General features: G+C 57.3%; 22 protein-coding genes. 12 read left to right on the forward strand and 10 right to left on the reverse strand.

Annotation, left to right across the window (positions count from 1 at the left end):
• A partial coding sequence (locus ACTYEO_RS02970) for an integrase core domain-containing protein (protein ID WP_449322648.1) occupies positions 1 to 137 on the forward strand: 137 nt, incomplete at its 5' end.
• A gap of 31 nt (positions 138 to 168) precedes the next feature.
• Here ACTYEO_RS02970 and ACTYEO_RS02975 read toward each other — a convergent pair.
• Positions 169 to 510, reverse strand: a complete 342-nt coding sequence (locus tag ACTYEO_RS02975) for a glycosyltransferase family 32 protein (protein WP_449322230.1) — start codon at positions 508 to 510, stop codon at positions 169 to 171.
• 156 nt (positions 511 to 666) lie between these two features.
• On the opposite strand from ACTYEO_RS02975, the gene ACTYEO_RS02980 reads away from it, so the two are divergent.
• Positions 667 to 1,872 carry a glycosyltransferase family 2 protein gene (locus tag ACTYEO_RS02980; RefSeq protein ID WP_449322231.1) on the forward strand — a complete coding sequence of 402 codons (1,206 nt, stop codon included), beginning with the start codon at positions 667 to 669 and terminating at the stop codon, positions 1,870 to 1,872.
• Between the two features lie 47 nt (positions 1,873 to 1,919).
• On the opposite strand, the gene ACTYEO_RS02985 is transcribed toward ACTYEO_RS02980, so the two are convergent.
• Together ACTYEO_RS02985 and ACTYEO_RS02990 are read right to left on the reverse strand one after the other, a co-directional pair.
• Entirely contained in the window at positions 1,920 to 2,348 is a 429-nt protein-coding gene (locus ACTYEO_RS02985; protein WP_449322232.1) for a DUF1178 family protein, read from the reverse strand.
• A gap of 73 nt (positions 2,349 to 2,421) precedes the next feature.
• The gene (locus tag ACTYEO_RS02990; RefSeq protein WP_449322233.1) at positions 2,422 to 2,907 is read right to left on the reverse strand and encodes an NUDIX hydrolase; all 486 of its coding nucleotides are present in this window, start codon (positions 2,905 to 2,907) and stop codon (positions 2,422 to 2,424) included.
• 143 nt (positions 2,908 to 3,050) lie between these two features.
• On the opposite strand from ACTYEO_RS02990, the gene ACTYEO_RS02995 reads away from it, so the two are divergent.
• From ACTYEO_RS02995 to hemP, 3 genes are all read left to right on the forward strand, one after another.
• On the forward strand, positions 3,051 to 3,584 hold the full coding sequence (locus ACTYEO_RS02995; RefSeq protein WP_449322234.1) for a glutathione peroxidase: 534 nt from the start codon (positions 3,051 to 3,053) through the stop codon (positions 3,582 to 3,584).
• Entirely contained in the window at positions 3,515 to 4,708 is a 1,194-nt protein-coding gene (locus ACTYEO_RS03000; protein WP_449322235.1) for an acetoin utilization protein AcuC, read from the forward strand. The genes ACTYEO_RS02995 and ACTYEO_RS03000 overlap by 70 nt, the downstream gene beginning before the upstream one ends.
• 98 nt (positions 4,709 to 4,806) lie before the next feature.
• Complete coding sequence (gene hemP, locus ACTYEO_RS03005; protein WP_449322236.1) at positions 4,807 to 4,983, forward strand: hemin uptake protein HemP; 177 nt, start codon at positions 4,807 to 4,809, stop codon at positions 4,981 to 4,983.
• 27 nt (positions 4,984 to 5,010) lie between these two features.
• Here hemP and ACTYEO_RS03010 read toward each other — a convergent pair whose 3' ends face one another.
• From ACTYEO_RS03010 to ACTYEO_RS03020, 3 genes are read right to left on the reverse strand one after another with little or no spacing between them, the layout of a single operon-like run.
• Positions 5,011 to 5,877, reverse strand: coding sequence for a HalD/BesD family halogenase (locus ACTYEO_RS03010; protein ID WP_449322237.1), 867 nt, complete (start codon positions 5,875 to 5,877; stop codon positions 5,011 to 5,013).
• Between the two features lie 35 nt (positions 5,878 to 5,912).
• Positions 5,913 to 7,427, reverse strand: coding sequence for an NAD(P)(+) transhydrogenase (Re/Si-specific) subunit beta (locus ACTYEO_RS03015; protein ID WP_449322238.1), 1,515 nt, complete (start codon positions 7,425 to 7,427; stop codon positions 5,913 to 5,915).
• Positions 7,428 to 7,440: 13 nt separating this feature from the next.
• Positions 7,441 to 9,018: a Re/Si-specific NAD(P)(+) transhydrogenase subunit alpha gene (locus ACTYEO_RS03020; RefSeq protein WP_449322239.1), complete on the reverse strand. Its 1,578-nt coding sequence runs from the start codon at positions 9,016 to 9,018 to the stop codon at positions 7,441 to 7,443.
• Between the two features lie 227 nt (positions 9,019 to 9,245).
• On the opposite strand from ACTYEO_RS03020, the gene ACTYEO_RS03025 reads away from it, so the two are divergent.
• The 4 genes from ACTYEO_RS03025 (at position 9,246) to moaA (ending at position 13,829) form a co-directional block, all read left to right on the forward strand.
• Complete coding sequence (locus tag ACTYEO_RS03025) at positions 9,246 to 10,007, forward strand: SDR family NAD(P)-dependent oxidoreductase (RefSeq protein WP_449322240.1); 762 nt, start codon at positions 9,246 to 9,248, stop codon at positions 10,005 to 10,007.
• Between the two features lie 127 nt (positions 10,008 to 10,134).
• Positions 10,135 to 11,325, forward strand: a complete 1,191-nt coding sequence (gene kynU / locus ACTYEO_RS03030) for a kynureninase (RefSeq protein ID WP_449322241.1) — start codon at positions 10,135 to 10,137, stop codon at positions 11,323 to 11,325.
• 158 nt (positions 11,326 to 11,483) lie between these two features.
• Positions 11,484 to 12,767, forward strand: a complete 1,284-nt coding sequence (locus ACTYEO_RS03035; RefSeq protein WP_449322242.1) for a DUF3422 family protein — start codon at positions 11,484 to 11,486, stop codon at positions 12,765 to 12,767.
• Between the two features lie 48 nt (positions 12,768 to 12,815).
• Positions 12,816 to 13,829 (forward strand): GTP 3',8-cyclase MoaA, encoded by a 1,014-nt coding sequence (gene moaA, locus ACTYEO_RS03040; RefSeq protein WP_449322243.1) that lies wholly within the window; start codon positions 12,816 to 12,818, stop codon positions 13,827 to 13,829.
• A 4-nt stretch (positions 13,830 to 13,833) separates the two neighbouring features.
• Here the strand turns inward: moaA and ACTYEO_RS03045 are convergent, their stop codons facing one another.
• The 4 genes from ACTYEO_RS03045 to argE are packed head-to-tail and all read right to left on the reverse strand — an operon-like array spanning position 13,834 to position 17,970.
• Positions 13,834 to 14,430, reverse strand: coding sequence for an SAM-dependent methyltransferase (locus ACTYEO_RS03045; RefSeq protein WP_449322244.1), 597 nt, complete (start codon positions 14,428 to 14,430; stop codon positions 13,834 to 13,836).
• Positions 14,431 to 14,441: 11 nt separating this feature from the next.
• Positions 14,442 to 15,605, reverse strand: coding sequence for a M20 aminoacylase family protein (locus ACTYEO_RS03050; RefSeq protein WP_449322245.1), 1,164 nt, complete (start codon positions 15,603 to 15,605; stop codon positions 14,442 to 14,444).
• Between the two features lie 26 nt (positions 15,606 to 15,631).
• The gene (locus ACTYEO_RS03055) at positions 15,632 to 16,798 is read right to left on the reverse strand and encodes a M20 aminoacylase family protein (protein WP_449322246.1); all 1,167 of its coding nucleotides are present in this window, start codon (positions 16,796 to 16,798) and stop codon (positions 15,632 to 15,634) included.
• Between the two features lie 17 nt (positions 16,799 to 16,815).
• Positions 16,816 to 17,970, reverse strand: a complete 1,155-nt coding sequence (gene argE, locus ACTYEO_RS03060; protein WP_449322247.1) for an acetylornithine deacetylase — start codon at positions 17,968 to 17,970, stop codon at positions 16,816 to 16,818.
• Between the two features lie 185 nt (positions 17,971 to 18,155).
• On the opposite strand from argE, the gene ACTYEO_RS03065 reads away from it, so the two are divergent.
• The 3 genes from ACTYEO_RS03065 to ACTYEO_RS03075 are packed head-to-tail and all read left to right on the forward strand — an operon-like array spanning position 18,156 to position 21,956.
• Positions 18,156 to 19,190 (forward strand): ABC transporter ATP-binding protein, encoded by a 1,035-nt coding sequence (locus tag ACTYEO_RS03065; protein WP_449322248.1) that lies wholly within the window; start codon positions 18,156 to 18,158, stop codon positions 19,188 to 19,190.
• Entirely contained in the window at positions 19,183 to 20,214 is a 1,032-nt protein-coding gene (locus tag ACTYEO_RS03070) for an ABC transporter ATP-binding protein (protein ID WP_449322249.1), read from the forward strand. Before ACTYEO_RS03065 ends, ACTYEO_RS03070 begins: the two co-directional genes overlap by 8 nt.
• A gap of 23 nt (positions 20,215 to 20,237) precedes the next feature.
• On the forward strand, positions 20,238 to 21,956 hold the full coding sequence (locus ACTYEO_RS03075) for a peptide ABC transporter substrate-binding protein (RefSeq protein WP_449322250.1): 1,719 nt from the start codon (positions 20,238 to 20,240) through the stop codon (positions 21,954 to 21,956).
• The last annotated feature ends 88 nt before the right edge of the window (positions 21,957 to 22,044 follow it).

Here is a 22,044-nt window from a genome sequence, read left to right on the forward strand (position 1 = left end):
CGTTGCGCGAAGCACAAATCATCATCGAAAGCTGGAGGAAACACTACAACACCAAGCGACCACACAGTGCATTGGGCTACCGCCCACCAGCGCCCGAAGCCATCATCCCGATGGACCAAAGGCCGATCATGCACTAACTTTCAAATTGGACCACTCATGTGGGGCTGCTCACACTTCTTCAGCTCTGTCATAGACGGTATAGGCGCATTTCTCGGTCAGCAATTCGTCAACCGGATGCTGACAAATAGCATCCGCATCGGCCATAAAACCCCCGTATTCATAGAGGATTTCATAGCGCATCAAATCCTGCACACCCGCATATTCCCCCCGCGAGAAATACTCATGGATCAGTTTTCGCGTGCGGAACGGAAAGCGCATCAAGAAGTCATTGTCATAGATGCGATATTCCCATGAGGGATGCATCTCCGGCCAAGACCGCATCCAGTCTTTGGGCATAGGTTTCGGGCCAATCCAGATATGGCCCATGATTTTAGGGATGCGAACCGCCATTCAAGCGTGCCTGTCTTGCTTTTTTCTTGCCCATAAGGGACCACAGAAGAAGGGTGGAGACAACATCGGGCATTTGCAATGAGGGCAAATTCACCTTGCCCGTTGCGCCTATGCCAGACATCCTTGCTCAAAACGAACAAAGACCTTTGAGGCCCGATGGCAAACGCCCCGCATACCGCAACCATTGTCACCATGATGAAGGATGAAGGCCCCTATTTGCTGGAATGGGTGGCGTTCCATCGGCTTATCGGGTTTGACAATATCTGCGTCTATTTCAACGATTGCTCAGATGGCACATCGCAGATGCTTGCGCGTCTTGAGGAAATGGGCGAGTTGCGCGCTTTCCCCAATATGGTGCCTGAGGGAAAGAAACCCCAGCCCAACGCCCTGACCCTCGCCGAGAAAAACCCAGCCATCACCCAAAGCGATTGGGTGCTTGTGATGGATGCCGATGAATTCCTGCATATCAAAAGGGGCGATGGCCACCTGCGCGACCTGTTGGAGGCTTTGCCTGAGGGCACGGATGCCCTTGCCCTGACATGGCGGATCATGGGCTCAAACGGGCTTGAGGCATGGAACCCAGGCCTTGTGACCGCGCAGTATGCACGCGGTGCGCGCGATGATTTCCGCAAAGGTTGGGGCGTGAAAACCCTGTTCCGCCCTTTTGAGAATATGAAATTCGGCATCCACCGCCCCAGCATCAAGCAGCGTAAAACCTCCCCCCAGCGGGAGGCCGCTTTGCTGGACCAGCTATGGGTCAATGGCTCAGGCCGCCCGCTGACCAAGCGCTTCAAGGCCGAGGCTTGGCGTTCCTCGACGCATACGGTCGGGTATGATCTGGCCGAGGTGAAACATTTCGCGACTCGCAGTCTTGAGAATTTCCTGCTGCGCGATCTCCGAGGGAATGTGAATAATAAGACGGGCAAATATGACCCTGCCTATTTCGCGATCTTTGATCGGAATGAGGCCCCCCAAGACGGGCTGAAACAGCATCTGAAAGCGCTCAAGGACAAGCGCGATGCCTATCTTGCTGACCCCCTGCTTGCCGAGTTGCAAACCCGTGCAGAGGCGTTTCATCAGGCGCGCTTGGATGGGCTCAAAGCCCGCGCAGATTATGACGCGCGGCTGCAAGCCCTGCGCGCCGCGGGCGCTGTGCCCTATGAGGCGCTGACTCAGGTACTCTATACCCAATCCCTACCGCCCGAGGCCAAGAAACAGGTGGCAGGCTTGCAGGCCAAGGGTGTGCCCGACAGCCATATCGCGCAAATGATCGCGCAATCGCCCCTGATCAAACAGATCGAACGCACCACGGATGAAGCGGATGCCGCCGAATACGCCGCCATGGGCATTTCCGTGACCTAGACCTCGCGCCTTGGGCGTTTACCCTCAGATAGTGGCTCTATATCGACTCAATTAGCTTTGGATTTGGGCAAGAACGGGATCGGCAGGATGGGGACGCCATCCTCGATCAAGGCTTTGGCTTCTTCAGGCTTGGCCTCGCCGTGAATTTGGCGCTCAGGTGCATCGCCTAGATGGATCTTGCGCGCCTCATCGGCAAATTTGCCCCCCACATAGGTGGAGTTCTTTTCCAGATTTTCGCGCATGTCCTTTAAGGCCTGTTCCGCAGGATGCGACGGCTCGGCCAAGGTTGGCGCGTCTTTGCCCGCGTCCCCCTTGCGGGACAGATTGGGGGCCATGATCGCTTTGGTGACATCACTATCCCCGCAGATCGCACAGGCAACCAGCCCCTTACCCGCCAACCCCTCAAAGGCCTCGGCGGATTGGAACCAGCTTTCAAAGCTGTGATCTTGGGAACATTTCAATCGGTATCTGATCATGAGAGCCGATACTTATAGTCTTACCCCGCAGATTCAAGCGGCAGATAGATCAGCACCCCCTGTCGAAAGGGTGTCACTTGGTCTTGTGAAAACCCGAAGGGTCAAAATTTTCCACGAGGCGTTTGAGGCTTTTCTCACGCACCTTTTTGGCCGCTTTCGCAGGTTTGAACCATTTGCGTTTACGCGTGCCCGCCTCGGGAAAAACATCCTCAAGGGTTTTTACGCGGATCGGGAAAACTGTGACCACACAGGCCAGCGCCGACCCGTCATCAAGCACTTTATTATAGGAATAGAGCCCGATGCACAGATCAATAACCCTGCCTTTTACCCCAGCCTCTTCCCATGCCTCAACGGCTGCAGCCTCCGCAGGGGTCTTGCCATTCATCGGCCAGCCCTTGGGCACAATCCAGCGTTCCGTTTCCCGAGAGGAGACCAGCAAGACCTCGACCGCACCCGATTTCTTCACGCGATAGCATAAGGCCGCGCATTGAATACGCGGGTCGCGCTTTGCAGCGCTGCCCAGTTTTAATGGGGCCTGATGGGTCAATAAACTGCTCATTTGAGCCTATAATCGCATGATTTGGTGGGAATATACAAACCTCCCACCAAATTATGCGATTCTATGTAACGAGACTATCAATATCACGCCGCTTGACCGCATCTTGTCGCGACATAGGTTAAAAACTGATCGGAGACCGCCCAATGCCCCATCTTTTTCGCATATCCATTGCCTCTTTTTTGTTCAGCCTCGTGCCGATCATGGGTTTTGCGGCGGATGATTTCCGCTTTGCCTCTATTGATGGCGGGGAATATGCTCTCTCGGATTGGCGGGGGCAGCCTGTTTTGGTGGTAAACACGGCGTCGCTCTGCGCCTTCACCCCGCAATATGACGAATTACAGGCCCTGCATGATGCTTATGGCCCACGCGGGCTTGTCGTTTTGGCGGTGCCCTCGGATGATTTCGCGCAGGAATTGGCCACAGAGGAAGATGTCGCCGAATTCTGCGAATTGAATTTCAACCTGACCCTGCCAATGACCGAAATCACCCGTATCCGCGCGCCTGATGCGCATCCGTTTTTTGCATGGCTTGATCAAGATCACGACTTCCGCCCGCGCTGGAATTTCAACAAGGTTTTGTTGGATGGCGAGGGGCAGGTTATGGATACATGGGGCAGCAGAACCAGCCCGATGAGCGGGCAGATCACCGGCGCAATCGAGGCGATGCTGGCGCAGTGACTGCGCTGACCAAACCCCTTTTTCTCGGATCGGAGATTTACCGCGGCTCCAGCTATGGGGCATGGCATCCTTTGCGGGTGCCGCGTGTGTCCACGGTAATGGACCTGTCCCGTGCCATGGGGTGGTTGCCGCGCGAACAGTTCCGCACCAGCCCCCGCGCAAAAGCCAAAGCGTTGTCGATCTGGCACAGCCCTGACTATCTGCGCGCCTTGCAAGACTGTGAGGCAACGCAGCATGCCAGCGAGGAAACACAGAGACGGCACGGGCTGGGAACGGTATCCAACCCGATCTTCCCCGAGATGTTCCGCAGGCCCGCAACAGGGGCTGGCGGTGCGCTTTTGGCAGGCGAGCTGCTGGCCAAAGGCGGGATGATCTACCACCCGGGCGGAGGCACGCATCACGCGCTGCCCGACCGTGCCAACGGGTTTTGCTATCTCAATGATCCTGTCCTTGCGATCCTGTCACTGCGCCGCGCGGGTGCAACACGGATCGTCTATCTCGATATCGACGCGCATCATTGCGACGGTGTGGAGCATGGATTGGCGGGTGACCCCGATTGCCTTTTGATCTCGATTCACGAGGAAAGGCGGTGGCCATTTACGGGCAAGCTGGAGGAAGATGGCGGCGGCAATTGCCTGAACCTGCCAGTGCCGCGCGGCTTTAATGACAGCGAGATGGCGATGATCACGCAGGAGCTGATCCTGCCTGCCATTGACGGCTTTGCCCCTGACGCGATTGTTTTGCAATGCGGGGCCGATGCCGTTGAGGAAGACCCTCTCTCGCGGCTGACATTGTCCAATAACGCGCATTGGGCCGTCCTGCGCGCCCTTATGGGCTTGGGCTGCCCAAGGCTGCTGGTGCTTGGCGGCGGCGGGTATAACCCGTGGTCGGTCGGCAGGCTTTGGACGGGGATTTGGGCCAATATGAATGGCTTCGACATCCCCGAGCGCCTCCCCCCTGAGGGAGAGGCCGTGCTGCGCGATTTGGTTTGGGAAAAATCGCGCGCAGGCAAAGCCCCGCCCGAGCATTGGTTCACCACCTTGCGCGATGCACCCCGCAACGGGCCAATCCGCGACGAGGTCAGAGCGCGCGTGGGTATTTTGAAAGCGCGTGTCGCCGCGTAAAAAGCTTAATCCGACAAAAAAAGTCAGAATTGACATTCAAAGCGAGATTCGGCAAAGCTGAGCTCACTCCTACCAATTCAACACGAGACCTAGTGTAGATGTCATATCCGTCCTCCACCGTTCATCCCGAAGGCGCACCCCACCCCCATTCCCGCCTGCCAATACATGAGGCACATGCCCTGACCGGCGAAGACGGCACGGCGCTGATCACGCTGGATGACAAGACCTATACCCTGCGCATCACGCGGGCTGGCAAGTTGATCCTGACGAAGTGAAAGCGGGTGCGGGGCAGCTTGGGCCTGTTACGTTAAACGTCCGTAAAAGGTCATCCGCGCATTGGGTGACAGCTCCACCCCAGCCTCGGAATTATAGGCCAGAACCGCCAGCATGCGGGTGGTATCGCTTTCATTGGGCGAAACACGGTGGATTGAGTTTCGCCCGCGAAACAACACCAGATCGCCCGGTTCCATCTGTAGGACCTGCGGCGTGACCTTGCCATCAAGTAGGGCCGCGACGCCCTCATAATTCATCTCGCCCGCATCGGCATCCCGCAGATCCTTGATGTACTCGAAACGGCTTCCCGCTTCGGGCTTCTGGATAAGCAATGTCGTGGCGAAGGAAGAATTGTCGAAATGCCAGCCAAGCTCCTGCCCACGATTGGCGTAATGGATGTTGATGGAAGACAGCGGGTCGGCATAGGGATGCACTTCGCTTTGAGCGGTGGCAGCACATATGAACTGCCGAAAGACGCTGTCATCATAGAGGCGGCGCAAGGGCGAAGTTGCATCCAGAACATCATCGCAGATGCAGCCTTTAGAGGAGACAACCTTGCGATTGGCGGGATGCTCAGGCGCAAAGCTCGCATCATCAGGTGTGAGATAAACCGAGTGATCCTGCGCGCAGAAATAGGCCCGATCTTGGCTTGCCTCGGCCTCCTTTCGCATCTCGGCCAGCGCGTCAGGGCGGATGAATCCTTGCAGCACCAAGACCCCGTCACGATCCAGCGCTGTATTGCATCTGGCCCCGAACTCCACCCGCCCGATCGGGTGGCGCTCCATATCCACAATATTTTCCAAAGCCATGCTGCCGATCCCGAACCAAGTGACGCTAAGGATGCGCGCGCCCGCGCCCTCATCCGACACCTCACAGCAAAAAGGGCGGCCCCGCAAGGCCGCCCCGTTTACGATACGTCTGCCTGCGGGTCTTAGTCGACCTTGGGCAGAAGGCTGTCGATGGATGCTTTCGCATCGCCATAGAACATCCGCGTATTCTCTTTATAGAAAAGCGGGTTCTCGATGCCAGAATACCCCGTGCCCTGACCACGCTTGGATACAAAGACCTGCTTCGCCTTCCAGCATTCCAGAACCGGCATGCCCGCGATGGGGGAATTCGGGTCCTCTTGGGCGGCGGGGTTCACGATGTCATTGGAGCCGATAACAATGGCCACATCCGTCGAGGGGAAGTCATCATTGATCTCGTCCATTTCCAGCACGATGTCATAAGGCACTTTCGCCTCGGCCAGCAGAACATTCATATGGCCAGGCAAACGGCCCGCCACAGGATGGATCGCAAAGCGGACGTTTTTGCCAGCCGCACGCAGCTTGCGCGTCAATTCCGACACAGATTGCTGCGCCTGTGCGACCGCCATGCCATAGCCCGGAATGATGACGATGCTATCGGCCTCGTTCAACGCGGCGGCAACGCCGTCCACATCAATTGCCACCTGCTCTCCCTCAATCTCTTGCGCGGGGCCGGATGTGGTGCCGAACCCGCCCAAGATGACGCTGACAAAGGAGCGGTTCATCGCCTTACACATGATATAGGACAAGATCGCGCCCGAGGAGCCAACCAAAGCACCAACAACGATCAACAGATCATTGCCAAGCGAGAAGCCGATCGCAGCCGCCGCCCATCCCGAATAGGAATTCAGCATGGACACAACCACGGGCATATCCGCCCCGCCGATCCCCATGATCAGATGGTAGCCGATGAACAGACCTGCCAAAGCCAACAGGATCAGCGCCCAAGTGCCGCCATTGGCAAGATAGATCACCAACAAAAGCGCAGACAGAGCAGCCGCGCCTGCATTCAGGAAATGACCGCCAGGCAGTTTCTTTGCGCCCGTATCAATCGAGAACGGCAGAAGCGAGGAGCTGCCCGACAGTTTGGCATAAGCAATGACCGAGCCCGTAAAGGTCACAGCACCGATCCAGATACCAAGCACCAGCTCGACCCGCAAAATGCCGATCTCGACGCTGCTTTTCTTGGCAATGAGCTGCCCGAAAGCCGAAAGCCCATCCATCAATCCAGCATGTTGTGCGGCCTGATCAGCGGCATGACCCGCAACAGGGAAGGCCAGCTCGGCTTCGTTGAAGATCGATGTAATCAGCTCGATCTGCATATGCGCGTTGAAGCCCACAAAGACAGCCGCAAGACCGACAAGGCTATGCATGATCGCCACAAGCTCAGGCATCTGGGTCATCTCGACCTTGGTGGCCAATTGATAACCAACGCCTGCGCCCAAGGCGATCAGAACCAATGACAAAAGCCAAAGCCCCGAACCCGGTCCAACGATTGTGGCAAAGACAGCAATTGCCATGCCAGTGATGCCATACCAAACCGCTCGCTTGGCACTTTCTTGGCCCGAGAGCCCGCCCAGTGACAGGATGAACAAGATTGCGGCAACAACATAGGCCGCGATGGTAAATGCGTTTTCCATTTCGCCTGCCCCCTTAAGATTTCTGGAACATGGCGAGCATGCGCCGAGTGACAAGGAAGCCGCCGAAGATATTCACGGCCGCCATGAAGATGCCAAGTGCAGCAAGGATCGTGACCAAGGCGCTGGAGGATCCGATCTGGATCAGCGCACCAAGGATAATGATCGAGGAAATCGCATTGGTCACAGCCATCAAAGGGGTGTGCAGCGAATGCGCCACATTCCAGATGACCTGAAACCCGATAAAGACCGACAACACAAAGACAATAAAGTGCTGCATGAAGCTTGCAGGCATGCCTGGGATCAAGCCGACACCCAGCACCAAAGCCGCACCAACGGCCAAAAGGCCAACCTGATTGCGGGTTTGGGTCTTGAAGGCTTCAGTTTCAGCGGCGCGCTTTTCTTCAGCCGTCAACTCTTTGGCTTTTTCTTTTTTAGGAGCTGCGGCAATCGCGGCCACTTTGGGTGGCGGCGGCGGGAAGGTGATTTCACTGCCAAAGACCGCAGTCGCCCCGCGGATCACATCATCCTCCATATTGTGATTGACCTGACCATCCTTCTCAGGGGTCAAATCCGTCATCATGTGGCGGATATTGTTGGAATAAAGCGTCGAGGATTGCGCGGCCATGCGGCTCGGGAAATCGGTATAGCCGACGATGACCACACCATTATCCGAGACAACCCGCTCATCCATTTGTGTCAGCTCGCAATTGCCACCGCGCTCGGCGGCCAAATCGACAATCACCGAGCCCGGCTTCATCATCTCGACCATGTCCTTGGTCCAGAGCACAGGCGCATCGCGTCCGGGGATCAGGGCCGTGGTGATGACAATGTCGATCTCGGGGGCAAGCTCGCGGAATTTCTCAAGCTGCTTTTCACGGAATTCAGGGCTGGAAGGGGCCGCATAGCCACCAGTCGCTGCACTGTCCTGACTGTCTTCGAAATCAAGGAAGACAAACTCGGCCCCCATCGATTCAATCTGCTCGGCCACTTCGGGACGCACATCAAAAGCATAGGTGATCGCGCCAAGGCTGGTCGCCGTTCCGATCGCGGCAAGCCCTGCAACACCAGCGCCCACGACCAAAACCTTGGCGGGGGGCACTTTACCGGCAGCGGTCACCTGTCCGGTGAAGAAACGGCCGAAATTATTGCCCGCTTCGATCACCGCGCGGTAGCCCGCGATATTGGCCATCGAGGAAAGCGCATCCATTTTCTGCGCGCGGCTGATACGCGGCACCATATCCATCGCGATCACATTCGCGCCCTTGGATTTGGCAAGCTCCATCAGCTCTTCATTCTGACCAGGATAAAAGAAGGAGATCAGAAGCTGGCCTTCCTTGAAGCGCTTGATCTCTGCCTCCAGCGGCGGGCGCACCTTGGCGACCACATCAACCGCTTTCCACAGCGCCGCTGCCGTCTTCACGACCTGCACACCAGCCGCCTTATAGGCCGCATCCGAGAAACCTGCCGCGACACCAGCGCCAGTTTCGACAACGCAGTCATAGCCCAGTTTTTGCAGCTGAGCTGCACTCTCAGGCGTCATCGCTACCCGCGATTCGCCCGGTTCAATCTCTTTAGGAGCGCCAATTTTCACGCGAAATCCCTCTTAATTATCCCTCGGAATGTCCCATACCAAGCTCGAGCGCGCTTCACAACGCGGCTCGCGACAATTTATTGCGTGCACAATGGTATACCGCGCAACTTATGCAATCCCCTCGTCCAGCAGCCTTTCTACAACCGAACTCTAGCAGACGCAAATACACCCTTGTCGCGCCTTTCCAGACCGCTAGGCTTTGCGAAGCACCAAGGGAGGGTAGCGGAATGGAGCATCAAGGGCGTCATGCGCTTGTGACAGGCGGCGGCACGGGCATTGGCTTGGCCATCGCACATGCTCTCGCCGAGCAAGGGGCCAATGTCACCATCACCGGCCGCGACGAGGCTCGCTTGCGCGATATCGCCCAAGACAATCCCCGCCTCCACCCGCTTGCAATGGATGTCACAGATGAGAGCAATCTGCGCGCTGGTATCAAATCGGCCTGTGAGGCGCGCGGCCCCATCTCAATTTGCGTGGCCAATGCAGGGCTGGCCGAGCCCATGGCATGGTCCAAGATCGATATGACCCATTGGCGGCGCATCATGGCCACCAATCTCGACGGTTGCTTCCTCACGATCCAAGCCTGCATGGAAAGCTTGGCCCGCGATGATTGGGGACGTGTCATCGCCATCAGCTCCATCGCAGGCGTGCGCGGGCTGAAAGGTGCCGTTGCCTACACAGCCTCGAAACACGCCGTTATCGGCCTGATCCGCGGCCTCTCGGAGGAATATATGGGCAGCAAAATGACCTTTAACGCGCTTTGCCCCGGCTATGTGGATACCCCTATCGTGACCCGCAACGCTGCAGAGATTTCGCAACGGCAAGGTATCTCGAATGAAGACGCCCGCGCCTATCTGGCAAAAGGCAATCGGCATAGAACCCTGCTTGAGGTGGATGAGATTGCAGCCAGCGCGCTCTGGCTCTGCTCGGATGCCGCGCGCTCGGTGAATGGTCAGACGATCCAGATCGCGGGCGGGCAAGTGTCCTGAAGGAACAGATTTCATCTTTCCAAAAATACGAAATCCACGCTCAACACATACGCAGGGTTTTGATAATGAGCACCCAACGGGGGCTTTGCCCCCGCACCCCCAAAGTATTTGGAAAGCAAAGAATATCATGAGTGATTTTGCAGCCACCCGCGAGATGTTCCATCTGCCCAACGGGATGATCTATCTCGATGGCAATTCTCTGGGCCCCTTGCCCAAAGCCGCGACCGAGCGGGTGGGCGCGTCTATGGACGCCGAATGGGGGGACATGCTGATTACGGGTTGGAACAAGGCGGGTTGGATGGATTTGCCGCAGCGGCTCGGCGATCGCATTGCGGGTTTGATTGGCGCCGAGGCTGGATCGGTTGTTGTGGGCGATACGCTGTCGCTCAGGGTTTATCAGGCATTGGGGGCGGCATTGGCGATGACCCCGCGCCGCGTTGTGTTGTCGGATCGGGGGAATTTTCCATCCGATCTCTATATGGCGCAAGGATTGTTGCAGAGCTTGGGCGGGGATTACGCGCTTCGTGTGGTGGAGCCGGAAGAGGTTGAGAGCGCGCTTGGTGACGATGTGGCTGTATTGATGCTCACGGAGGTGGATTACCGCACGGGCCGCAAACATGACATGGCACGGCTTACACGATTGGCGCAGGCGCGTGGCATCGTCACGATTTGGGATTTGGCGCATTCCGCAGGGGCCATCGAGGTTGATCTTGCAGGTGCTGGTGCCGACTTCGCTGTGGGGTGCAGTTATAAATACCTCAATGGCGGGCCAGGTGCGCCCGCCTTCATCTATGTTGCCCCCCGCCATAGTGACACGGCCCATACTGTCTTGAACGGCTGGTTAGGTCATGAAGCCCCGTTCGCCTTTGATCCCGACTACCGCCCCGGGGGCGGCATTGCGCGGATGCGGATCGGGACGCCCGCGATTTTGCAAATGCGCGCTTTGGAAGCGGCGCTTGATATCTGGGATAGGGTCGAGATGGCCGATATCCGTGCCGCATCCATCGCATTGACCGAACGTTTCATCGCGGGGGTTGAAGCGGCCTGTCCTGATCTTGTGCTGGCCTCGCCCCGTGATCCCGACCTGCGCGGCAGTCAGGTCTCGTTTCGGTTCGAGCATGGCTATGCCGCGATGCAAGCGCTGATTGCGCGCGGGGTTGTTGGTGATTTTCGCGCGCCAGATATCATGCGTTTTGGCTTCACGCCCCTGTTCATCGGGGACGCAGAGGTTGATGCCGCCGTCAGCCATATCAGTGATATCATGCAAAACCGTCTTTGGGATCGCCCTGAATTTCACGCAAGGCAGGCGGTCACCTGACCCTGTTTAAGGCGCGGAATGGCCAGCCTCCCAGCTGTACAGCCGGGTCAGCATGCCAATGCATGCCGCCAAGTTACGGTTTTATATAGCATTTTTGGTTTACTTGCGGAATTTTCAGGGTATCTCATGAGGCAGGAAAGATTTGGAAAAACAAAATTATGCCGCCGATTGAAGACCATCCGTTAAGGTATGCGCTGGCCAATGAGCTTCACGCGCGCCCGTTTCCTTCGCTCAAAGGTCTGGGGCAGGCCCTTTTTGTGGCCTTCAAACAGCCAAAGGATGCCGCTCAGCGCGACCGTGATCTTGACCGCGCGCATTTGCTGCAATTGCTGGATCGCTTCGGGGTCCAGCATCCGCAACCCGATGCCACGCATTATTTCGGCAATTTGGGAAAATTCAGCCTGAAATGGGAAATGCATACGGAGTTCGTGTCCTACACAGCCTTTATGGAAAACGGGACGCAGCGCGATTTTGACCCAGCCAATTGGGACATATTCCCTGAAGACTGGCTGGAAGCCGCACCCGGTCAGCGCATCACCTCGGCCCATATCAAAATCACGGCTGCACCGAAAAAAAGCGCCGATATCGAAGAGATGCTGTCGGAATGGTTCGTGCCTGAAAGCCTTGCAGTCAGCCATGTGCTGGATGACACGGCGATACTGGCAGGTGATTTCAGGATTGATAGCGCAGGCCATATGCGCTTTGCCCTGTTCACCCATAGCGATACAGGCGAGCGCCGCAAAGGCCGCATTGTCCAACGCATTTGCGAGATCGAGACCTATAAAGCCATGTCCATGTTGGGCCTGCCACGCGCGCGCGAAATCGGGCGGCGTATGGGCGAGATTGACGAGGATCTCACGCAACTGGTCAGCGATATGACGGGCGATCTGTCCAAGCCTGATGAAACCCTCAGCCAGCTTTTATCCATCGCGGCCGAGCTGGAAAAAATCCAGACCGAAACCGCCTTTCGTTTTGGCGCAACGGGCGCCTATGAAGCCTTGGTGAACCAGCGGATCGAAGTGCTGCGCGAGCAGCGTTTTCTGGGGCGGCAAACCTTTGGCGAATTCATGATGCGCCGCTTTGACCCTGCGATGCGCACGATCAAATCCACCGAGCGGCGGTTGCAGCAAATGACCGAACGCGCCATTCGCGCGGGCGATCTGCTCAGAACACGGGTTGATGTGGACCGTTCCGCCCAGAACCAGCAATTGCTGGCAAGCATGGATGAACGCGCAGCCCTGCAATTGCGATTGCAAAAGACGGTTGAGGGCCTCTCGGTCGTGGCGATCAGCTATTACGCGGTCAATCTTGTGGTTTATATCCTCGCGCCAATGGCCGAGGCGGCGGGCCTGTCCAAGACACTGGTCACGGGCATGGCCGTCATCCCTGTTGTGCTGTTTGTCTGGCTGATCGTGCGGCGTATTCGCAAAGGCATGGAGTAGCCTGCGACAGGCCTTGCAGCGCTGTCTCAGGCCCACTAGGTTTCCGCCATGACAACGACCACGCCTCCACTTATCGATCCCTTTGCACGCGCGATTTCCTATCTGCGTGTCTCGGTCACTGATCGCTGCGATTTCCGCTGTGTGTATTGCATGTCCGAGAACATGACATTCCTGCCCAAGAAGGAGCTTCTGACGCTGGAGGAGCTGGACCGCATGTGTTCCACCTTCATCAATATGGGCGTCAAAAAGCTGCGGATCACGGGGGGTGAGCCTTTGGTGCGCCGCGATATCATGACCTTCTTCGAGGCCATGGGCGAGCATGTGAAATCAGGCGCTTTGGAGGAGTTGACGCTGACCACCAATGGCAGCCAGCTTGGCCGCTTTGCCGAGCAGCTTTACGCGGCGGGTGTGCGGCGGGTGAATGTCTCGCTTGATACATTGGATGACACGAAATTCGCCGAGATCACCCGCTGGGGGCGGCTGCCCCAAGTGCTGGAGGGGATCAAGGCTGCCAAGGCGGCAGGTCTCAAGATCAAGATCAATGCGGTTGCCCTGAAGGGGTTCAACGAAGACGAGCTGTTCACCCTGCAAGAGTGGTGCGCGCGCGAGAAGATGGACCTGACCTTCATCGAAGTGATGCCAATGGGGGATTTGGGCAATGAGGACCGTCTTGATCAATATTGGTCACTCAATGATCTGCGCGCGCGACTGGCCAAGAAATTCACCCTGATCGATCTGGCCGAGCGCACAGGCGGGCCTGCGCGGTATGTCCAGCTTCAAGAAAGCGGGCAAAAGATCGGCTTTATAACGCCGCTGTCGCATAATTTCTGCGAAAGCTGCAATCGTGTGCGCCTGACTTGCACCGGCCAGCTTTATATGTGCCTCGGCCAAGAGGATATGGCCGATCTGCGCGCGCCATTGCGTGCCTCAAGCGACAATGCAGTGCTTGAGACCGCGATCCGTGATGCGATCACCCGCAAGCCCAAAGGCCATGATTTCGACTATTCCCGCCAGACGGTGGATGGTCAGGTCTCACGGCATATGAGCCATACGGGCGGCTAGCACCCTATTCAGGTTTACGCGCGACCAAATCAATCAGGGCCGAGCGTCCTGAATGGCCACGGCCTTCTTGAACCTCGCGCTCATAAGCGGCCAAGCGTTCAATCGTCCATCCATCAAAAGCCTGCGCAAGCATCTGGGGCGTATACATATTGGCCGCCGAGGGTGGGCCGCCTGTGCCAAGCTCAATCTGCTCAGGCGTATAGCCATGCATAACAATCCGTCCCCCCGGACGGACGGCCTGTTTAAGCGTCTCGAATTGACGGGCGCGGCCATCGGGCCCTACGAATTGAATAAAGATCGCCACGACCATATCGAACTGGCGCGACCAGTCCCATGCCTCCCAATCCGAGACATGGGCGCTAAGCGACACCCCAAGCTCAGCGGCCAGCCCATTGGCGCGGGCGACAGCGGTGGATGACAGATCAAAGCTGGTAACATCAAGCCCCTGACCCGCGATCCAGACACTGTTGCGCCCTTCGCCATCGGCCACGCAAAGCGCGCTTTCGGCGCCTTGTGTCAGCCACGGGTTTTCAGCAAGGAATGCGGCTGGCGCGCGCCCGAACAGGAACCCATCCTCAGCGGCGTAACGATCTTCCCACATCTTAATGTCCTTTACGCAGCTGGCAGGCGTTTCTCGACAATCTCGGCCCACCATGAACAGCCCGCAGGGATCGCTTCATCATTGAAATTGTATTTTGGGTGATGAACCATCGCCGTGTCGCCATTGCCCACAAGGATATAGGCACCCGGGCGCGCATTGGCCAGAAAGGCGAAATCCTCGCCGCCCATGACCAAGGGGGCATCTTCGCAACTGCCTGATACCGATTTGGCGATCTCGGCTGCGAATTCTGTTTGGGCGTCGGCATTGACCATCACAGGATAGCCGCGGCGGTAATCCACCTCAACCTTGCCGCCCATCATCGCGGCTGTGCCCTCGGCAATTTCCGTAAGGCGCTTTTCGGCCATATCCTGAACATCGGGGTCCATGGTGCGCACGGTGCCTTTGAGATGCACAGTCTCGGGGATCACATTATGCGCCATCGAGCCTGTGGCAAAGCCTGTGACCGAAACAACAAGCTGTTTCACAGGGTCCAGATTGCGGCTGGCGATGGACTGAAGCGCGATCACGATATGGGAGGCCACAACCGTGGTATCGATCGTCTCTTGCGGCTTGGCGGCATGGCCACCCAGACCCGTCACATAGATATCGAATTGATCAGCCGCTGCGAAAAACGGGCCTGAACGGATCGCGAATTGCCCCGTGGGCAGACCAGGCCAATTGTGCATGCCGTATACTTCATCAATCTTGAAGGTCTCCATCATACCGTCTTCGACCATCTCGCGACCGCCCCCGCCGCCCTCTTCGGCAGGCTGGAAGATCACGGCGACCCTGCCATCAAAATTGCGCGTCTCGGCCAGATATTTCGCAGCCCCCAGCAACATGGCCGTATGCCCGTCATGGCCGCAGGCATGCATCGCGCCATCCGTCTTGGAGGCATAATCCAGACCCGTTTCCTCATGGATCGGCAATGCATCCATATCGGCGCGCAGACCGATGGTTTTGCCCGATGTGTTGGTCTTGCCATTGATGATGGCCACAACGCCTGTCCGCCCGATCCCTGTCACGATCTCATCACAGCCAAAGGCCTTGAGCTTGTCTGCCACAATGGCCGAGGTGCGATGTGTCTCGAATAGGATTTCGGGGTTTTCATGCAAATCGCGGCGCCATTCGGTGATCTCGGGCAACAATTCGGCAAAGCGGTTCTTGACGGGCATGGGGTCTCTCCTGTCGGTGGGAAGGGTCAGGCCGATGGCATCCGGCGTTCCACCAATTCGGCGAAAAAGCTGGACCCATAGGGGATGATATCATCATTGAAATTATATTTCGGGTGGTGGCACATGGCGCTATCCCCATTGCCAAGAAAGAGATACGCGCCGGGACGCTCTTGCAACATATATGAGAAATCCTCGGATGGCATGATCGGCAGGGAATTGCCATCGACATGCTGCATGACCGCGCGGGCGGCATCGACGGCACGCTCAACGCCTTCGGGTGTGTTGACTGTCACGGGATAGCCCGGCATCCAGATCACCTCGGCCTGCGCACCAAAGGCGCTGGCCGTATCCTCGGCCACACGGCGCACGCGCGCCTCGGCCACGGCGCGATCCCCCTCGTCAAGGCAGCGCACGGTGCCTTCCATCACAGCCGTGTGCGCAATGACATTCGAGGCCCCTGAATCTGTGCTGAAGGTGCCAACCGTCAGCACGACCGAGCGGAGCGGGTCGATATTGCGCGACACGATGGAATGGAGGCTGACCACAATTTGTGCAGCAACAAGCGTGGTATCAACTGTGCGATGCGGCTCGGCGGCATGGCCGCCCACACCCGTCACCTTGATTTCGAACTCATCCGAGGACGCAAGAAGCGGGCCAGGGCAGGTCACCATGGTGCCAACCGGAATTCCCGGTTCGTTATGCAGCCCATAGACCTCCTGCACGCCGAAACGGTCCATCAAGCCGTCATCTATCATCGCCTTGGCCCCTGCCCCGCCTTCTTCGGCAGGTTGGAAAATCAGCACAACCGAGCCATCGAAATTGCGGGTCTCGGCCATGTATTTGGCAGCCCCTAGCAACATGGAGGTATGACCGTCATGGCCGCATGCATGCATCGAGCCTTCGATCAGGGAGGCATATTCAAGGCCTGTTTCCTCATGAATGGGCAGCGCATCCATATCTGCGCGCAGGCCAACCACGCGGCCAGACCCTTTGGATTTGCCATGGATCACACCCACCACACCCGTGCGCCCGATGCCTTCCACAACCTCGTCACAGCCAAAGGCGCGCAGCTTTTCAGCCACGAAAGCTGCCGTTTTATGGACCTCATACATCAGCTCGGGGTTGCGGTGCAGATGCTGGCGCCACTCGGTGATCTCGGAGGCCATTTCGGCAAGGCGGTTTTTGACGGGCATCTTGTGTCACTGCTCCTTCAGGCGAGTGTGTCCAGTAATCGGTCCATGAATTGCTGACCAAGCGCGAATTGCTCAAGGCTGAGATATTCGTTGGGTTGATGGGCTTGGGCAATATTTCCAGGACCACAGATAATAGAAGAATAGCCCGCTGCCTGAAATTGACCCGCCTCTGTCCCGTAACTGACTACATTTCGGGCATTCAGACCTGTGAGCTGACGCACGAGACCTTCGGCCTCACCATCTTCTTCGGCCACCAATCCGGGCACTTCCCAGCGTTCATCCACAACAATCTCGGCCTCGGGGCGGATGGCCTTCATACCCGCCTCGATCCGCGCGATCTCGGCACGAATTTTGACGCGCCACTCTTCCAGCGGCTCATTCGGGATGCAGCGCGCGGATAGGACGAATTGGCAATCCTTGGCCGTGATATTATGCGCTGTGCCGCCTTCAATCATCCCGACATGCAGCGTGGTCCAAGGCGGCTCATAGCCATTTTCAGGATCGGCCTTTGCCTGATTTTCATCATTCATGCGATTGGCCCAATCAATCAGCTTGGCCCCCTCCATGATCGCAGAGACGCCAGTATGCTGCAGCGAGGAATGCACCTCGAAACCCTTGAAATGCAGATCAAACCCAAGGCCACCCTTATGGCCTGTCACAATCCCCATTTCCGTCGGCTCTCCGATTATGGCCAGTGCAGCGCGCGGGATGCGGCCCTGCATATGTTCGATCATCGGTGGCGCGCCTGTGCAGCCGATTTCCTCGTCCCGCGACAGGCATAGCTGAATGGGCCGCGACACGCCGCGTGATTTCGCCTCGACGGCGGCCCAGATCGCAAAGGCATCAAACCCCTTCATATCGCAGGTGCCACGCCCATAAAGCTTGCCGTCTTTTTCCGTAACGGCGAAAGGGTCCGTGACCCAAGCCTGCCCATCCACGGGCACAACATCGGTATGCCCCGATAGAATAACGCCCCCGTCAATCTCGGGTCCGATATGGGCATAAAGGCTCGCCTTGTTACCTTCGAGGTTATAGTCGCGCTGGCAATGGATGCCATGCGTGCCAAGATAATCCTCAACCCAATCGATCAAAGGCAGGTTGCTGTCGCGGCTGACGGTGGGGAAAGATACAAGTTTTTCAAGCAGTTCCCGCGCGGATAGAACGGTGGCCATTGGCGTCTCCGATGATGCGTTACGCTGACCCTGTGCCTGAATTGATCAACCGTCAAGTATATGCGCGTAGAATTTGAGCATTTGATCAAAAACAGAACAGGCTGCTAATCATTCTGTATTGCCGGATCGAATTTCCGTGATAGCGTGAAGGGCATAATGATCCGCATCCGACTGAGATGACGGACATGCAACAGGGTAAGGAGCGTCGTTTGATGCTTGATCGAGGCACCGCCTCAGTCCTTGATGTCAAGGGCCTGAACACCGTTTTCAAAACGCGACGTGGAGAAGTCCACGCGGTCAATGATGTGAGCTTCCACCTCAAACCTGGGGAGCTTTTGGGGGTGGTGGGCGAATCTGGTTCGGGCAAATCCGTGACCATGATGTCGCTGATCAAGCTGCTCCCAACACCCCCCGCAGAAATCCGAAATGGTGAGGTAATCTTTGAAGGCAAAGACCTTCTGACCGCCACGGATGACGAATTGCGCGCCATTCGCGGCGCGAGAATCGGCTTTGTATTCCAAGACCCGATGACCTCGCTCAACCCTGTGTTCAATGTGGGCTTTCAGGTGATGGAGCCGCTGCGCAAGCATATGGGGCTGAATAAATCAGCCGCCCGCATTCGCGCGATTGAGCTGCTGGAATTGGTCGGTATTCCCGATGCGGATCGCAGGCTGGCGGATTACCCGCATCAATTCTCGGGCGGTATGCGCCAACGCGTGATGATCGCGATTGCCTTGGCCTGCGACCCCAAAGTTTTGATCGCAGATGAGCCGACAACGGCGCTGGATGTGACGATTCAGGCGCAAATTCTGGAACTGGTCAAAGACCTGCGCCAGAAACTTGGCATGGCGATTGTCTGGATCACCCATGATCTGGGCGTGATCGCGGGCATCGCGGATCGCGTCATGGTGATGTATGGCGGGCAGGTCGTTGAACAGGGCCCTGTGAAAGAGCTGTTTGCCAACCCGCAACATCCCTACACCAGAATGCTGCTCGAGACCGTACCAAGCGTGAGCGGGGACCGCGCTGATCGCCTGCAGGTGATCCAAGGCCAGCCACCGATCTTGAGTGCTGCCCCCTCCAGCTGCCCGTTCCGTGACCGCTGCCCGAATGCATTTGATCGCTGCGCCACCGAAAACCCAAAACGCATCGATGTCGGCCCTGAGCATGACGCGGCCTGTTTCTGGGATGCCGCAAAGGGGGCGCCGCGCAATGTTTGATTTCACCGATGCCAAAAAGCTGGTCGAGGTCAAAGACCTCAAGATGTATTTCCCGATCCATACGGGCATCTTCCGCAAGCATACGGGCGATGTGAAAGCCGTGGATGGGGTGAGCTTCGATATTTATGAGGGCGAAACCCTCGGGTTGGTGGGCGAATCTGGGTGTGGGAAATCCACCTGTGGCCGCGCCGTCCTGCGGTTGTATGAGCCGACCGATGGCTCGATCATGGTGGATGGCGTGCAAATCGCGAATGCGCCTTTTGATGATCTGCGCAAGATGCGCCCCACCATGCAGATGGTGTTCCAAGACCCGCAGGCCAGCCTCAATCCGCGCATGACATTGGCGGGCATTATTGGCGAGCCGCTGATGGAGCATACCAAGCTCTCGGCAGATGAACGTCTTGAGCGGATTTACGAATTGATGGATGCGGTGGGTCTGAACCGCGATTTCGCAAACCGGTATCCACATGAGTTTTCGGGCGGCCAGCGCCAGCGCATCGGCATTGCCCGCGCCTTGGCGCTGAACCCGAAATTCATTGTCTGTGATGAGCCGATTGCGGCGCTTGATGTCTCTATCCAAGCACAGGTCGTGAACCTTCTGGAGGATTTGCAGGAACAGCTTGGCCTGACCTATCTGTTCATCAGCCATGACCTGTCGATGGTGCGCCATATCGCGGATCGGGTGGCGGTGATGTATCTGGGCAAAGTGGTGGAACTGGCCCCGCGCGACCCGCTCTATGAAGCGCCACTTCATCCCTATACCGAGGCGCTGCTATCAGCGGTGCCCGAGCCTGATCCCGCAAGCCATGAAAATGCGGAGCGGATCATTTTGCAAGGCGACGTGCCCTCGCCCGCGAACCCGCCCAAGGGCTGCAATTTTTGTACGCGCTGCCCCAAGGCCATGGATATCTGTCGCGAGATAGACCCCGAATTTCGTCAGGTGCAACCCGGCCGTTTTGTGGCCTGCCACCTGCATAACGACACAAAAATGACTGCTGAACAAACAGCAGCATCAAAGGTGTGAGCATCCAACAAGGAGAGTACCAAATGAAAATGAAGCATCTATTGGCCGGAACGGCAGCAGCGCTTGCGCTGGCACCGCTTGCGGCAATGGCCGATGGCCACATGACCCGCGGGTCATCAGGACATCTCAATATCATCTATTGGCAAGCCCCTTCTACGCTGAACCCCTATCTGTCGGGTGGCACCAAGGAAGTTGAATCAGCCTCGCTGGTTCTGGAATCGATGGCACGTTTCGACGAGTCCGGCACCATGGTGCCTTGGCTGGCTGCGGATATTCCGACCGTTGAAAATGGCGGCATTGCCGAAGACCTGACCTCCATCACATGGACAATCGCCGAAGGCGTTACATGGTCGGATGGCACCGCTTTGACGCCTGCCGACCTGATCTTCACATGGGAATACTGCACCCATCCTGAAGGCGGTTGTGCGCAGGCCAGCTATTTCGATGGTGTGACCAGTGTGGAAGCCATCGATGACAGCACGGTGCGTGTGAATTTCGAAAACCCCACGCCGTTCCCCTATACAGCCTTTGTCGGCTCCGAGAGCCCGATTATTCAGGCCGCACAATTCGCCGATTGTCTTGGCGCGCGTGCCCCTGAATGCACCGAGGCCAATTTCGGCCCGATCGGCACTGGTCCTTTCGTTGTCTCCGAGTTCCGACCAAATGACGTGATCGAACTGGTTGCAAATGATAATTTCCGTTTCCCTGATCGTCCCTATTTCGCATCTGTGACCTTCAAAGGTGGCGGCGATGCAGCAGCGGCGGCCCGTTCGGTTCTTGAAACCGGCGAGTTTGACTATGCGTGGAACCTCCAGATCGACCCGACCATTCTCTCCGAGATGGAAGCTGCAGGCCTTGGCACTGTTGTGACCGCCTTCGGCACCTCGGTCGAGCGTTTGCATCTCAACCAGACCAACCCTGACGCTGCTTTGGGCGATCTTCGCGCAACAGCGGAAGGTGGGCCACACCCCTTCCTGACCGACCCGATCATCGGGCAAGCCATGTCGATGGCCATCGACCGCGCGCTTCTGGTTGAAATCGGTTATGGTGCTGGTGGTCAGCCAACCTGTAACGTGCTTCCAGCGCCTGCGCTCTATGCTTCGACTGCAAATGACGCATGCCTCGTACAAGACATCGCTGGTGCCAATGCGCTTCTGGATGAAGCGGGTTACATGGATACCGATGGTGATGGCATCCGCGAAGCCAATGGCGTTCCAATCAGTGTTCTCTACCAGACCTCGACCAATGCCGTCCGTCAGGACACGCAAGCGCTGGTCAAGCAGTGGTGGTCGGAGATCGGTATTGATACCGAACTGCGCAATATCGACGCCTCGGTCTTCTTTGGGGGTGATCCTGCATCGCCTGACACGTTCCAGAAGTTCTTTGCCGATGTCGAGATGTACACCAACAACTTCGCTGGTGTGGACCCACAGGCCTATATGGCGAACTGGTCCTGCTCGGAATGGCCAAGCCCTGAAAGCCAGTGGCAGGGATCGAACATGCAGCGTTTCTGTGACCCTGCATATGACGCCCTGATCGTCGAGATGGCAGGCACTGCCGATCTCGAAGAGCGTGGCCGTCTGGCACGTGAGATGAACGACATGCTCGTTCAGTCCTACTCGATCATCCCATTGATCCACCGTGGTGGTGTATCCGCCCATGCCAATACACTGGCAGGTATCCGCATGTCCGATTGGGACAGCGAGCTGTGGAACATCATGGATTGGCATCGCACCGAGTAATCGCGCGATCCACGACCTTGGCACGTCCCTTCGGGGGCGTGCCGCCTTTCCCCCGATTTCCCGAAATAGAAAACTGATGAACCGAGGC

The organism is Rhodophyticola sp. SM2404 (genome assembly GCF_053570515.1).

Excerpts from the sequence above, each read along its gene's own strand:
- ACTYEO_RS02975 (WP_449322230.1), bottom strand. The coding sequence starts at position 510 with ATGGCGGTTCGCATCCCTAAAATCATGGGCCATATCTGGATTGGCCCG.
- ACTYEO_RS02980 (WP_449322231.1), top strand. The coding sequence starts at position 667 with ATGGCAAACGCCCCGCATACCGCAACCATTGTCACCATGATGAAGGAT.
- ACTYEO_RS02985 (WP_449322232.1), bottom strand. The coding sequence starts at position 2,348 with ATGATCAGATACCGATTGAAATGTTCCCAAGATCACAGCTTTGAAAGC.
- ACTYEO_RS02990 (WP_449322233.1), bottom strand. The coding sequence starts at position 2,907 with ATGAGCAGTTTATTGACCCATCAGGCCCCATTAAAACTGGGCAGCGCT.
- ACTYEO_RS02995 (WP_449322234.1), top strand. The coding sequence starts at position 3,051 with ATGCCCCATCTTTTTCGCATATCCATTGCCTCTTTTTTGTTCAGCCTC.
- ACTYEO_RS03000 (WP_449322235.1), top strand. The coding sequence starts at position 3,515 with ATGGGGCAGCAGAACCAGCCCGATGAGCGGGCAGATCACCGGCGCAAT.
- hemP (WP_449322236.1), top strand. The coding sequence starts at position 4,807 with ATGTCATATCCGTCCTCCACCGTTCATCCCGAAGGCGCACCCCACCCC.
- ACTYEO_RS03015 (WP_449322238.1), bottom strand. The coding sequence starts at position 7,427 with ATGGAAAACGCATTTACCATCGCGGCCTATGTTGTTGCCGCAATCTTG.
- ACTYEO_RS03025 (WP_449322240.1), top strand. The coding sequence starts at position 9,246 with ATGGAGCATCAAGGGCGTCATGCGCTTGTGACAGGCGGCGGCACGGGC.
- kynU (WP_449322241.1), top strand. The coding sequence starts at position 10,135 with ATGAGTGATTTTGCAGCCACCCGCGAGATGTTCCATCTGCCCAACGGG.
- ACTYEO_RS03035 (WP_449322242.1), top strand. The coding sequence starts at position 11,484 with ATGCCGCCGATTGAAGACCATCCGTTAAGGTATGCGCTGGCCAATGAG.
- moaA (WP_449322243.1), top strand. The coding sequence starts at position 12,816 with ATGACAACGACCACGCCTCCACTTATCGATCCCTTTGCACGCGCGATT.
- ACTYEO_RS03045 (WP_449322244.1), bottom strand. The coding sequence starts at position 14,430 with ATGTGGGAAGATCGTTACGCCGCTGAGGATGGGTTCCTGTTCGGGCGC.
- ACTYEO_RS03050 (WP_449322245.1), bottom strand. The coding sequence starts at position 15,605 with ATGCCCGTCAAGAACCGCTTTGCCGAATTGTTGCCCGAGATCACCGAA.
- ACTYEO_RS03055 (WP_449322246.1), bottom strand. The coding sequence starts at position 16,798 with ATGCCCGTCAAAAACCGCCTTGCCGAAATGGCCTCCGAGATCACCGAG.
- argE (WP_449322247.1), bottom strand. The coding sequence starts at position 17,970 with ATGGCCACCGTTCTATCCGCGCGGGAACTGCTTGAAAAACTTGTATCT.
- ACTYEO_RS03065 (WP_449322248.1), top strand. The coding sequence starts at position 18,156 with ATGCAACAGGGTAAGGAGCGTCGTTTGATGCTTGATCGAGGCACCGCC.
- ACTYEO_RS03070 (WP_449322249.1), top strand. The coding sequence starts at position 19,183 with ATGTTTGATTTCACCGATGCCAAAAAGCTGGTCGAGGTCAAAGACCTC.
- ACTYEO_RS03075 (WP_449322250.1), top strand. The coding sequence starts at position 20,238 with ATGAAAATGAAGCATCTATTGGCCGGAACGGCAGCAGCGCTTGCGCTG.